The organism is Cyclobacterium salsum (assembly GCF_010119245.1).
Classification (GTDB): Bacteria; Bacteroidota; Bacteroidia; order Cytophagales; family Cyclobacteriaceae; genus Cyclobacterium; species Cyclobacterium salsum.
In genome coordinates this window covers 588,780-601,814 of record NZ_WNKG01000002.1, presented here as the reverse complement: position 1 = coordinate 601,814, position 13,035 = coordinate 588,780, and the positions used below count along the sequence as shown (strand labels likewise).

Below are 13,035 nucleotides of genomic sequence, written 5' to 3'. Positions count from 1 at the left end.
ATAAAATTATCCGCAAGGCAAACTGGCAATATTCATCCAAAATTGCTCAATCGTAGCCATGGCTTCCAAAAAATCGTTTACTTCGACCGGTTTGGTTATATAACAGTTGGCATGATTTTCATAACACCTATCAATATCCCGTCTGGAAGAGGAGGTGGTCAACATAATTACCGGTATTCGCTTATGGATCGGGTGAACTTTAAGCTCCTCAAGAACCTCATGACCGCTTTTTTTCGGAAGGTTAACATCTAAAAGGATTATGTCCGGCGTATTTCTGTCCTCAAAGCCATTGGTTTTAAAGACATAATCCAAAGCTTCCTGTCCATCCCGGGCAATACTGATCTCCCCCACGAATTTACTATCCTCCAATGCCTCTGTCGTTAGAAAAACATCACCTTCGTTATCTTCTACCAATAAAACGTGTACTGACTTCATAATCGAATCCTACTGCAATGAATTATTTTTACAACCAAAACTTCCTCAAGTTACATCGAAAAAAGAATTTTTTACATATTTCCATTACAAATGTACTACAATAAAAAAATAAACTCACTTGATAAACTAAAAAAACAATCCGGTAGTAAAATAAACCGGCCCTGCATTAAAAACAGGGCTGGTTTACTAAGCTCAGAGAGAATCCCAAAGGTCAGATTGGCTAAATGGGCTACCGGGCACCTCGGTAAAGAAGGTACCATCAATGTATCGATGGTGAACGGAAATCCCTTCAATTGCCTTCATATCCGCCGCATCCAGGCGAATATCCGCCGCTTCCAGATTTTGTTTGATTCTTTCTTTATTTGCCGATTTTGGAATCACGGCAATATCCCGATGCAGAGACCAGGCTATCAGCACCTGCGCAGTTGATACGCCATGCTTATCCGCTATTTCTTTAAACAAGGGATGCTCCAGCAAGATGGGATCGTCCTCTTTTTTTCTTGCCTTGGGCCGGTCAGCAGATCCCAGTGGGGAATAAGCAGTCACATGGATTCCATTTTTTTTGCAATAATTGACCAAATCGTTCTGAGGAAGGTAGGGATGCAGTTCAATCTGATTCATCTCGGGTTTTACCTGACAAGAATCCAGCAGCTCCTTAATTTTTCCCTGATTAAAATTTGATACGCCAATGTGCTTTAATTTTCCCTCTGCCTTTAGTGCTTCCATTCCTGACCATGTTTCTGATAATGGAACCTGTGAATAGTCTAGAAAATCCTCGCCTTTTTCAGGAAACATAACATGAGACTTAAGGGATACCGGCCAATGGATGAGGTAAAGGTCCAGGTAATCCAACTGCAGGTCTTGTAGGGTTTTATTCAATCCAACTTTTACCTGGTCTTTCTCGTGGGCATTGTTCCATAATTTAGAGGTCACAAAGACCTCCTCTCTTTTGACCAATCCATCATCAAAAGCTTTCTTCAATGCATCCCCTACTTCTTTTTCATTTTGATAGATGGCTGCACAGTCAATGTGCCTGTAGCCAGCTTCCAAAGCCCATAATACGGCTTGATATACTTCACCGGGAGCGGACTTCCAGGTCCCCAGACCCAACATGGGCAGCTTATCATTATTTTCAAATGTAATGAACTTCATTTTCTGTAGTATTAAAGTAGTTGTAAATCAATTAATAAATTCTTGCCAGAGGTCGGCATAGGTATACGGACTACCATTTCCCACCCAGGCAGGCCCGGGTGTATAGCGGTAGGGTCCCTCCAACTTATTTAAAAGGGACATGTCCTCCGCATCCAAATGCAATTTGGCAGCATTAATATTTTCCTCAATTCGTTGCGGATTGACCGATTTTGGTACTACTGAGGTATTTCGCTCCATCGCCCAGGCTAACGCCACCTGTGCGGCGGAGGTTCCGTGCTTGCTGCCAATTCGGTTTAAAGTTTTATCCTCCAACAAAAGGGGGAAATCCACTTCGTTATTTGCTACCCGGTATGCAGCACCCAAGGGACCGTACCCGGTCATCAGGATGGAATGTTCTTCGCAATAGCCTTTCAACTCATTTTGGGGAAGGTAGGGGTGCAATTCCACTTGATTTAGTTCCGGCTGTTTGCTCGCCGCTTCTCTGATTTCTTCCAGTTTGCTGGTATTGAAATTGGAGACCCCAATATGCCTGGTTAGCCCCTTTTGGTGCAATGTTTCCATTTCCTTCCAGGTATTGGAAAGGGGAGCTTCCTCGTAACTCAGAAAATCTTCCTTGGCAGATGGAAAATCCACGCCTTTTTTGATCGCTACCGGCCAATGCACCAGGTATAAATCCAGGTATTCTAGTTGCAAGTCGGCCAATGTGGCCTTCATGGCAGGAAGCACATCTTCCGGAAGGTGACTGTCGTTCCACAGTTTGGAAGTGATCCAGACCTCCTCTCTGCTAACCCAGCCCGCTGCAAAAGCCCTGGAAAGGGCATTACCGATTTCTTGCTCATTTTTATAGATGGGGGCACAGTCAATATGCCGGTATCCAACTTTTAATGCATGCAGGACAGCTTCATAAACTTCATTTGGTTTGGATTTCCAGGTACCCAAACCCAAAGCAGGCATGGTATCACCATTAGCGAACTGTAATTCTTTCATATATTGGTTTGGTTATCTAAAAATTAAAAATGGTCATAGCGTATAAAAATGCACCTTTTTGATTTCAATCCCAAATTTTCAATCTCCCTTTTCGCGTCGTACCCAGTTCAACACCCCGATCCCTATCAGGTTAAAAGGGCAGGAACCACTGATCCGGAAACATCGGTCAGCCGGAACTTTCTGCCAAGATGCCTGTAAATCAGCCGCTCATGGTCGAGTCCCAGTAGGTGTAAAACGGTAGCCTGAAAATCATGTACATGTACGGGGTTTTCAGTAATGTTGTATCCAAATTCGTCGGTGGCTCCGTACACCATACCCGGCTTAACGCCTCCACCTGCCATCCAGATACTGAAACACCTGGGGTGATGATCGCGCCCGTAATTTTCTTTGGTTAACTTTCCCTGAGAATAATTGGTTCTTCCAAATTCTCCCCCCCAGATGACCAGGGTCTCGTCCAACAGGCCCCGCTGCTTCAAGTCTTTCACCAGCGCAGCGGACGGCTGATCCACATCTTTGGCCTGCAAGGCCATTTCGGAAGGCAAGTTTCCATGCTGGTCCCAGCCCTGATGATAAAGTTGCACAAACCGCACGCCACTTTCAGATAATTTTCTTGCCAAAAGGCAATTGGCAGCAAAGGTTCCCGGTTTACGGCTATCCTCTCCGTACATTTCAAAAACATGCTCCGGCTCCCTGGAGAGGTCAGTGGCCTCTGGCACTGCCGTCTGCATGCGATAAGCCATCTCGTACTGAGCTATTTTGGCCTGTATCTCGGGATCCCCCGATTTTTCAAAGGATATTTGATTCAAGGCCGCCAAATGGTCTAACATCTTTCTTCTCTCAGCAGCGCGCATTCCATTTGGATCGTTGAGATAGAGTACCGGATCCTCCCCATTGCTGAATTGTACGCCTTGATGGGTAGCCGGCAAAAACCCATTGTTCCATAATTTCGAGTATACCCCCTGACCATTGCCTTTTCCTTTGGATAACAATACCGTAAACGCTGGTAAGTTGCTATTTTCGCTGCCCAGTCCGTAACTCAGCCAGGAACCCATACTGGGTCGATTGCCCTGTTGTGCTCCGGTCTGAAAGAAGGTGAGTGCCGGGTCGTGATTGATGGCTTCAGTATGCATGGATTTGATGATACAGATGTCATCAACGATACCAGCCGTGTGGGGAAAGAGATCACTTATCCAGGCCCTGGCCTCTCCATATTGCTGAAAATCACTGAAGGAACCCACCAGCGGGAAGGAGTTCTGGCTAGAAGTCATGCCCGTCAAACGCTGCCCCATACGAATGGATTCCGGTAACTCCTCTCCCCACATTTCCCGGAGTTTAGGTTTGTAATCAAAGGATTCCAACTGAGAAGGTGCACCGTTCTGAAAAAGGTAGATGACGCGCTTCGCCTTGGGAGCAAAATGCGGAATCCCCAGTTGCCCGCCACCATCTCCTGAAAGCTCATTGCCACGAAATAGATCCGGAATCATCAAGGACCCCAGGGCGGCGCTTCCCAGGCCCAGGCTCAACTTCGACAGAAAATGCCTGCGATTGATGTGTAGACGATGATCTAAAATTTCCTTTTCCATACCTCAGGATTTTGTAATGGTTTCTTCCAAATTATACATCAATGAAATTACCTGCATCAAGGCAGCCCTTTCCACTACCGGCAAGGAGTCTTTTCGTGGATACTCCCCTACCGAAAGCATGGTATCAGCTCGCTCCGGTTCCTCGCTATATCCTGAATAAAAGGAATCGTAATTAGCCAGAAGAATTTGGAACTCTTCTTTTTCGGCCTTTCTGCCTAGTATTCGATAAAAGGCAGCCCGGATAAGGTTCGGGGTGGGGCTTCCGGTTTCCAGCAGTTTTTCGGCCAGCACCCTGGAAGCTTCCAACACGACAGGGTCATTCATCATTACCAGAGCCTGCAAGGGCGTATTGGTCTGCAGCCGCTCCACTTCACAGGCATCCCGGTTGCTGGCATCAAAAATCATCATGGATGGAGGGGGGACGGTTCGTTTGATAAAAGTATACAATCCCCTACGATACAAATATTTTCCACTATCCTGCAGGTACCTGGAGAGATTGCCCCTACCCGAGGTAGCCGCTTCCCATAAACCCTCCGGTTGGTAAGGCTTCACACTAGGCCCGCCAATTTCACGGTGTAAGAGCCCGCTGCTGGCCAGGACCAGATCTCGTATTGCTTCCGCAGGGAGCCGCTGTCGCGGAAAACGGGACAATAGGCGGTTTCCAGGGTCTTTTTCGAATTTTTCAGGAGGAACCACCGAAGACTGCTGGTAGGTCGCAGACTGCATTATTTTCCGGATTAGCCCCTGAACATCCCAACCACTTTCGATAAAATCCACCGCCAGCCAGTCCAGCAAGGGCTGGTTTACAGGTAAATTGCCCTGCATACCAAAATCACCGGGAGTCGCTACCAGGCCCTTTCCGAATAGTTCCTGCCAAATGCGATTTACAAATACCCTGGCAGTCAGGGGATTTTCCGAATCAAAAAGCCATTTTGATAAACCCAGTCGATTTTTCGGCAAATGATCCGGAAAAGGGAGGATCGCCTTCGGAATTCCGGGTTCGACCGCTTCCTTTGGTGCATCGTACATTCCCCGATCCAACAAGAAGGTGCGTCGGGCACTGTCGGGCTCGCCCATAACGGAAACCTTTAGCACATCTGCCTCGGCCAGCAGAGAATTATAATTAGTCCCTTTCCCCATATTTGCCAGCAAGGCCTGTACCCTCCTGGCACTGTCCGGCAGGTTAACAAAATGAAGGATGTCTTTTACATCCTCCTCTCCGATTTCCATTAACGGTACTTTTGCAGGGCTTTTTTTAGAAAACCCCGGACTTGCTTCCTCAATGCCCCACTCGGCCACTGTGTTAAAAAACGCAAAGGTCTGGTAATATTCTTTCTGAGAGATGGGGTCGTATTTATGATCGTGGCATTGGGCACATTCCAGGGTCATTCCTAAGAGGGCTTTCCCCAGGGTATTGGTGCGGTCCACCGCATACATCACCCGATATTCTTCATCTATCGCACCGGATTCTTCCGTTATCTTGTGGTTTCGGTTAAAGGCGGTGGCCAGCAACTGCTCTTTTCCGGCTTCTGGCAACAGGTCACCCGCCAATTGCCAGGTAATAAAGCGGTCATAGGGCAAATTCTGATTAAAGGCATGAATGACCCAATCCCTCCAGGGCCATTGGGTACGGTAGTAATCATCCTGATACCCATGAGAGTCAGCGTACCGGGACAAATCCATCCAGTGAACAGCCATTTTTTCCCCATAGGCAGGATTGGCAAACAAGGTATCCAGCAGGGCATCCAGGTTCAGATCCTTACCTGCCAATCGATCCAAATCCTCCGCATTCGGGGGCAAGCCAAGTACGTCAAAGTAGACCCTTCGGATCAAACTTGACTTATCCGCAGGTTCATTGAGATTTAATCCAGCTTCCTCCATGGCTGCCAAAACAAAATAATCCACTTCGTTTTGTACCCAATCTTTGGATTCTATGTCCGGCAACACGGCCTTTCTGGGAGGGACAAATGCCCAATGAGGTTCGTATTCCGCACCCTGGCGAATCCATTTCTTTATCAACTGGATTTGATTATCCGTTAGGCTCAGGTTCGAAGGCGGCGGGGGCATGCGTTCATTCTTGTCGGTACTAAGTATTCGCTGATAGGCTTCCGAGGCATCCGGATTTCCCGGTACCAGGGCATGCCGATCGGGTTGTTCTTTCAAAGCAGAAAGCGCATCCTCTTCCCGATCCAGCCGTAACCCAGCTTCCCGTTTATTGGCATCCGGGCCGTGGCAGGCAAAGCAGTTTTCGGACAAAATAGGTCTGATATGCAAATTATAGCTGATCGTTTCCGGAATAGAATGTTCCCGGTTGCTCTCACCATCACAAGCCCATAACAGCAAACAAATACCCGGTAATAACCCTAACAATACCTTCATTCGTACTAGTACTCCAATCATGTTCTTAAATTAGCCAAATACCCGTAAATTACAAAAATGGAGTCAAACATATGGCTTCTGGTATTTTTTTCTTTTTGTGGAAAGGGATATCTTATTCTCTCCTTTTTTGGACAAATTAGTGATGCAAATCCGTGCACCGAGTTGTTCAATATCGAACAATCAATCCTATCGTTTTTAGCAAAAATGAAACCATCACAAATAATTATAAAAAATATTGTGAATTGAATTTTTCCCAGTTTAGTAGTCTAAAGGGACGTTTTTGTTCTTATTCGTACATCCTGCAAGGGATATGTTTCATAAGCGGACATCATTTTGGTCCAAAAGCCCCTACTACCATTTTTAAATGCGGTGCTGTGGGTATCCTATACTCAGTACTTCGATTTTTTGGCTTGTAATTGGCCATTAGTCATGTAAATAGGCAACAAAAATGATAGTAAATATTCCAAAACAATTAACCGTCAAAATCATGAAAACCTCATTTTCCTTATTCTTATTTCTTGTTTTATCTTTTGGTTCCATGGCAAATCCTGGTCTCAAAGAATTGAAAGAAAACACCCGAATTGAAGCAAAAGACCAGTTGGTCCGCGTCCATTTTAAATCAGCGATGGAAAAGGTAACGTTACGGCTTACAGACAAAAGTGGAAAAACGTTATATAATGAAAAATACCAGACAAAAGAACCGATTATCATCCCGCTTAATTTATCGCGGCTTGATGAAGGCCATTACGTATTGCACGTTATCGGAGATGAGGGAAGCAACTCGTATGAAATAGAAAACCGAAAAAAAGTACTTCTTCCCTTGATGGCCTACGGGAAACAGGCGGGACCTCATAAAGTATCTCTACTCGTAGTAGGCCTCGAAAAGCCAGGGACAATTGTTAAATTTTTTGACCATGCCAACCGGCTCCTGCTGAATGAAACCATTAACGAACCCAGGGGCTTTCGAAAAGATTATGTATTTGAACACATTCCCGTTAATGGGTTGACCTTAATGGTAACGGATGCCAATGGAAGGGAAAAGTACATCCGATTTGATAATTGATAATTACTTATTGTAAATCGAACAGGTGGGACTTAGCGATAAGTCCCATTTTTTTTCTCATTACCCGACAAATTCAAACCACAATAAATGAGAATAATTTCTTTCAAAAATAATTTTCTGCCAAAGAATAAAAAATGCACAAACTGGCACGCAAATTAGATCGTTTGTTTTGTCCAAGCGACGCTAAAAAAACAAAACAAATGAAAACAATCATCTTAGCCTTGATGGTCTGCTCAGCAGGCCTTCTGCTTTCCTGCGGAAAAAAAGCCACAGAGGAAACCTTAGTTGTACCTACTGAACAGATCGAGGAAGTCTCCGAGGCTGAAATCAAGGAGGAAATGCCTCTGCAGGCGGATTCTACCCATTCGGAGAATCTTTCACCGGCTGTAGTTCAATAAGCTACCCACTAACCTAAGCTGCCACCTCAAATGGCAGCTTTTTTTTGACCCTTGATTTATAAGATAAACCGTTACAAAAAGAGTAAATAATACAAATACCCGGCATAGATTAATAGGAAAGTGATTCCTTCCCACCTTTCGAGCATTCTACCTTTTCCTGAGAAAACAAATAAAAATAGTAGCAATCCCGCCACACAATTCATCACAATGTCTAAAAATGTCGCATCGTGAATCACTACCGGGAAAATAGTCGAGGACAGCCCTAGTATCAGAAAGACATTGAAGATATTTGAACCCACCACATTGCCAATCGCAATATCCACTTTTTTCTTTCTTACTGCTGCCAGGGAAGTGGCGAGTTCCGGCAGGGAAGTTCCTATAGAGACGATGGTTAATCCGATAACCCGTTCGGATAATCCGAAGGTCTGGGCAATAAAAATGGCATTGCTCACGATTAAGTGTCCTCCGAATACCAAACCAGCTAATCCCAGCACAAACCAGAAAATAGCACTGCTCACTTTCATTTCAGTTACAGGCACTTCTTCCGATTGGGTTTCGGGGTTTTTTGAAACCATCACGTTATAAACTAAGAAAATGACGAAAAACGATATCAGCACCAGCCCTTCGCTTCTGCTTACCAAATTAACTTCTCCCCCATCCAACCAGCGATCACTGGCCAGGATCCAGACCAACAGGGCTGCCAGAAAACTCAACGGTATCTCTATCCAGGTAGTATTTGACTTTACGGTGAGTGGAAAAACAAGCGAGCAAACTCCCAAAATCACCAGTCCGTTGAATATGTTGCTGCCAAGTACATTGGCCATGACCATTTCTCCGGATCCCTCCATCGCCGCCATCACATTTACTGACAATTCGGGTGCGGAGGTACCAAAGGCCACCACCGTTAGCCCGATCACCATATTGGGAATGGACAGCCGGGAAGCGATACTGGAGGCTGATTCCACCAATTTATCTGCTCCGTATACCAACAGAACAAATCCAATTACAAGCAATACGAGTGAAAGTATCATTCAGAGGCTAAGATTTAAACTCCGAATATATAGGCTTATTTTATGCCATAAAACAAGATAAACAAAAATATTTTTTTTTTTAAACTAATCCTCTCTTTTTAATTTTTCGTTAAACCGGATAACTTCAATAGAACATGAGAGCTTATTCCGGATTAAAGACTTTTTTGTTGCTAGTTCTATCCGGACTAGTAATTCCGGTTCTCTCCTCATGCGCCGATCCTGGCAAAGAAATAACCTCAACTACTCGTACCTTTCAGTCCGTTAGTAGCACTGATTTCCAGGAGGATTCACCAGTATTCTACAAAAGTATCGAGCAGGATTCGAGCAGGAATACTGAACCTACCTACCATCTATTATCGGGATTAGGTAAAAATCGGTACGAGTGGGTGGACGTGCCCTCCGAATTACCTGGCCTTGCCGGCTGGATTTCAGGAGGATTTGCCATTTTCCGGCTACGGTTGATCCTATTCCCCTTCCATTTTTATGATTAACGCATGAGCTTACCTGGTGTAGCATAGAAGGGAAACGTACTTCAAATGGTAGAAGTATGATTTCCCGTATCCGTGCACAGAACTCATTTCTTTACTTAATTCTGATATTTTCAAATGATACCAATAGAACCCGTCAGCCTGGGCATGTCCTTGCTGGCTATTGTGGCATTTATTACGCCATTGATTTATCATTCCAACAAACGAAAGCGCCTGGAGACAGGGCATCGCCAGAGGTTTTTCCAGGCAGCCCTGGATCAGGGAGTTCAGCTCCACCAATTCGATTTTTGGCGGGGTCAATACGCGATCGGTTTGGACGAAACCAACCGAATAATACACTATACAAACACCTCTTCACCTCAGGAATTGATTCAACTTCAGATCGACGAAATAAAAGACGCATACCTGCTAAAATCCAGCCGGTTTAAAGGAAGGTGAAGGGAAAGAGAGGAGATAATTGACCGTTTAGAGATTCAGATAACGTTTTGGAATCCGGAAACAGGCAGTGCTCGATTGCTCTTTTTCGATGGAGAAAGACACTCAGACTTATTCGGTGAGGGGCCGCTGGCTAAAAAGTGGGTTCAAATTATCAATGCGCAACTTGTCCATCCGATTAAAGATTAATTAGTTGCTTAAAACCGGGGAAATCGAATTATTCCCCGGCTTTTTTTTGCCGTTTCGGGAGGGAGTGCGTAGCCGGAAGTATGGTAAATTCCAGCCCAATTGGGTCGGGAATTGGTTTTAAAAATCCCGATTGTAAGGTATTTACACAGAAAAGAAAATAAAAAACACTGAAATTTGAATTTTTAATACTTTTTTTTGTATTTTGTAGATGATATCACCGTGCTTCGAATCTCTAACCCGTGTTCGAGCAAAGAAACTATTTTTAGGAAATAATTTATAGACATGACCAACATCCAAAATTCACTAGCGCTGGCTTTTTTGCCTGGATACTTGTTTTCCAGTCAATACGAAAAGCAGCCGATCCATGTTAAAGGGGATTCCCCCCCTCCTGTCACCGCCAACCCTCAGGAAAAATCGGATCAAAAGTTAATTCGACGCTACCTGGAGGGTTTGCAACTGGAAAGTTACGATTACATCAAAGAACTGATTCACGAGGACTTTAAATGTATCAATACCAATACGGATTCCATTCGGGACAGCATGCAGGAACTAGCCCATTGGAAGTCCCAACATAAAAAAATGAGCCACCTGTCCTTTAGTGACCCGATTCTTAAAAGCATTCGGGTAAACCGGGGAATTTTGAAAGGGGACTGGACGCTGGTTTGGACTACTTTCTCCGCATTGGATGGAGAGACCTTAAAATCAATCAAATACGAATACCACATGGCAATAAAAACCGAAAACGATTCCATATTGGAAGTACAGACCTGGCATCAGGAAGACCCTTCCGAATCGGATCTTTACTAAGTCATTCTGCTATTTTTAAGTCAGGAATGGGTCATTTTTCAATATTTGGGTATATTTTTACCAATAGAAAGCCATCTTGAAAGGTGGATTTTTTATCAACCCAAAATAAAGAACACATGGACAAATACGTATTGGGAGTTGATTTTGGAACCGACTCCGTCAGGTCCGTCTTGGTGAATGCAGCAGACGGGAAAACGGTGGCCAGCGAAGTTTTTGCCTATCCCAGGTGGAAGGAAGGAAGGTATTGCAACCCTGGCAAAAATCAATTCCGACAGCATCCTTTAGATCATTTGGAGGGCTTGGAGCATACCATTCGAGCCATTATGGGAAACAGCGGCGTCCCCAAGACAGCGGTCAAGGGGATCTGTGTAGATACCACCGGTTCTTCCCCACTTCCGGTAGATGAGCAGGGAAAAGCACTAGCCTTGTCGCAAAAGTTCAAGGAAAACCCCAATGCCCAGATGGTTTTATGGAAGGACCACACGGCGGTGGCAGAGGCGGACGAAATCAATGAGCTGGCCAGATCCTGGGGAGGGGAAGATTTCACCAAGTACGAAGGAGGGATTTATTCATCGGAATGGTTTTGGGCAAAGATTCTTCACATTATCCGCGAGGACCGGGAAGTGGCCGAGGCCGCTCATTCGTGGATGGAGCATTGCGACTACCTTACCTACGAACTCATTGGGGGACAAGACCTTCCTGGCTTTAAAAGAAGCCGCTGTGCTGCAGGTCACAAAGCCCTATGGCATGAAAGCTGGGGTGGGCTTCCGGATTCTCAATTTTTAGAACAGTTAGACCCTCGATTGGCAGCCTTGAAAAATAACCTTTACAAAGACACTTACACATCCGATACCATAGCAGGGTACCTTTCGGAATCATGGGCGGACAGATTGGGGCTGGAACCCGGAATCACCGTGGCAGTAGGCACCTTTGATGCCCATGCCGGGGCCGTGGGCGGAGAAGTAGCGGAGGGAACTCTGGTAAAAGTGATGGGTACATCCACCTGCGACATCATGGTCACCTCTCCTGCCTCTTTAGAAAACAAAACCGTAAAAGGCATCTGTGGTCAAGTAGATGGATCGGTCATTCCCGGTAAAATTGGGCTGGAAGCAGGTCAGTCAGGATTTGGAGATGTATTGGCATGGTTTGTTCAATTGATTCAAAAACCAGTCCTGGCTACCCTTTCTGAATCCGGCCTGGATGAAGCCACTTATGCCGAGATAAGCCGAACGTTGGAAACCAATTTAATACAAACCCTATCCAACCAGGCAGCCTTACTTTCTCCGGACACCAGTCAGGTAATGGCGCTGGACTGGATCAATGGGCGCCGGACACCCGATGCCAACCAAAACCTAAAGGGAGCGCTTTCTGAATTGGATATGGGCACCCATGCCGGCAGTATCTTTTTGGCCCTGGTTGAATCCATTTGTTTTGGCTCCAAACGGATCATTGAGCGATTCAGAGAGGAGGGCGTTCCCATACAGCAGGTGATCGGATTGGGAGGCGTTGCCAAAAAATCGACTCTAGTCATGCAAACCATGGCAGATGTATTGGATATGCCCATTAAGGTAGCCAAATCCGAACAGGCCCCTGCGCTTGGCGCAGCCATCTATGCCGCCACGGCAGCAGGATTGTATGATAATGTTCCGGATGCAGTGTCCAAAATGGGTAATGGTTTCGATAAGGTATATCAACCCAGGGCGGAATATCGTGACGTCTATCAAAAAAAATATCAACGATACCTGGAATTGGGGAATTATATCGAAAACGGCCAAAAGCAGTAGGTACTCCATCTTCCATTGGTTTACGGAATTATTCCACAGGCAATCATTTTTGATTGCCTTTTTTTATACGTTGAAACGCAATTGCCCCCTACATTTCTTAACTAAAGCTATCTCTCTTAGCCTCAGTAAGATAAGTTTTTTCATTTCCATAGGAAATTTTTGGAATTCCTTTTGAAAATCGCTAACATTAAAATGAATTTTACCCTTGGCCCGGCAAACAAAATTTCTATTATGAGGTTTAATCAGTATTGACAAAATTGTATTCTGAAATGAATGACGTTTTTGTTCTCACTGTTTTTACTTC

Annotated in this window: 12 protein-coding genes; 6 read left to right on the top strand and 6 right to left on the bottom strand. The window is 45.0% G+C overall.

From position 1 onward, the window contains the following. Positions 1–6: 6 nt before the first annotated feature. The 5 genes from GJS45_RS05115 to GJS45_RS05095 form a co-directional block, all read right to left on the bottom strand. Positions 7–435, bottom strand: coding sequence for a response regulator (locus tag GJS45_RS05115; RefSeq protein ID WP_162340370.1), 429 nt, complete (start codon positions 433–435; stop codon positions 7–9). Positions 436–627: 192 nt separating this feature from the next. Further along, the gene (locus GJS45_RS05110; RefSeq protein WP_162340369.1) at positions 628–1,587 is read right to left on the bottom strand and encodes an aldo/keto reductase; all 960 of its coding nucleotides are present in this window, start codon (positions 1,585–1,587) and stop codon (positions 628–630) included. 27 nt (positions 1,588–1,614) lie between these two features. Further along, entirely contained in the window at positions 1,615–2,574 is a 960-nt protein-coding gene (locus tag GJS45_RS05105) for an aldo/keto reductase (RefSeq protein ID WP_162340368.1), read from the bottom strand. Positions 2,575–2,699: 125 nt separating this feature from the next. Continuing rightward, on the bottom strand, positions 2,700–4,157 hold the full coding sequence (locus tag GJS45_RS05100; protein ID WP_162340367.1) for a DUF1501 domain-containing protein: 1,458 nt from the start codon (positions 4,155–4,157) through the stop codon (positions 2,700–2,702). 3 nt (positions 4,158–4,160) lie between these two features. Then, positions 4,161–6,557: a PSD1 and planctomycete cytochrome C domain-containing protein gene (locus tag GJS45_RS05095; protein WP_235954604.1), complete on the bottom strand. Its 2,397-nt coding sequence runs from the start codon at positions 6,555–6,557 to the stop codon at positions 4,161–4,163. A 466-nt stretch (positions 6,558–7,023) separates the two neighbouring features. Between GJS45_RS05095 and GJS45_RS05090 the strand changes: the two genes are divergently transcribed. Beyond that, positions 7,024–7,599 carry a DUF3244 domain-containing protein gene (locus GJS45_RS05090; protein ID WP_162340366.1) on the top strand — a complete coding sequence of 192 codons (576 nt, stop codon included), beginning with the start codon at positions 7,024–7,026 and terminating at the stop codon, positions 7,597–7,599. 134 nt (positions 7,600–7,733) lie between these two features. Continuing rightward, complete coding sequence (locus GJS45_RS05085) at positions 7,734–7,997, top strand: hypothetical protein (protein WP_162340365.1); 264 nt, start codon at positions 7,734–7,736, stop codon at positions 7,995–7,997. A gap of 71 nt (positions 7,998–8,068) precedes the next feature. Here the strand turns inward: GJS45_RS05085 and GJS45_RS05080 are convergent, their stop codons facing one another. Then, on the bottom strand, positions 8,069–9,028 hold the full coding sequence (locus tag GJS45_RS05080; protein ID WP_162340364.1) for a calcium/sodium antiporter: 960 nt from the start codon (positions 9,026–9,028) through the stop codon (positions 8,069–8,071). A gap of 134 nt (positions 9,029–9,162) precedes the next feature. Here GJS45_RS05080 and GJS45_RS05075 point away from each other — a divergent pair, with 134 nt between their 5' ends. From GJS45_RS05075 to GJS45_RS05060, 4 genes are all read left to right on the top strand, one after another. Then, positions 9,163–9,519, top strand: coding sequence for a hypothetical protein (locus GJS45_RS05075; RefSeq protein ID WP_162340363.1), 357 nt, complete (start codon positions 9,163–9,165; stop codon positions 9,517–9,519). 114 nt (positions 9,520–9,633) lie between these two features. Next, positions 9,634–9,954: a hypothetical protein gene (locus GJS45_RS05070; RefSeq protein WP_162340362.1), complete on the top strand. Its 321-nt coding sequence runs from the start codon at positions 9,634–9,636 to the stop codon at positions 9,952–9,954. A gap of 468 nt (positions 9,955–10,422) precedes the next feature. After that, the gene (locus tag GJS45_RS05065) at positions 10,423–10,947 is read left to right on the top strand and encodes a hypothetical protein (protein ID WP_162340361.1); all 525 of its coding nucleotides are present in this window, start codon (positions 10,423–10,425) and stop codon (positions 10,945–10,947) included. A 116-nt stretch (positions 10,948–11,063) separates the two neighbouring features. Next, on the top strand, positions 11,064–12,731 hold the full coding sequence (locus GJS45_RS05060; protein WP_162340360.1) for a ribulokinase: 1,668 nt from the start codon (positions 11,064–11,066) through the stop codon (positions 12,729–12,731). Positions 12,732–13,035: the final 304 nt, after the last annotated feature.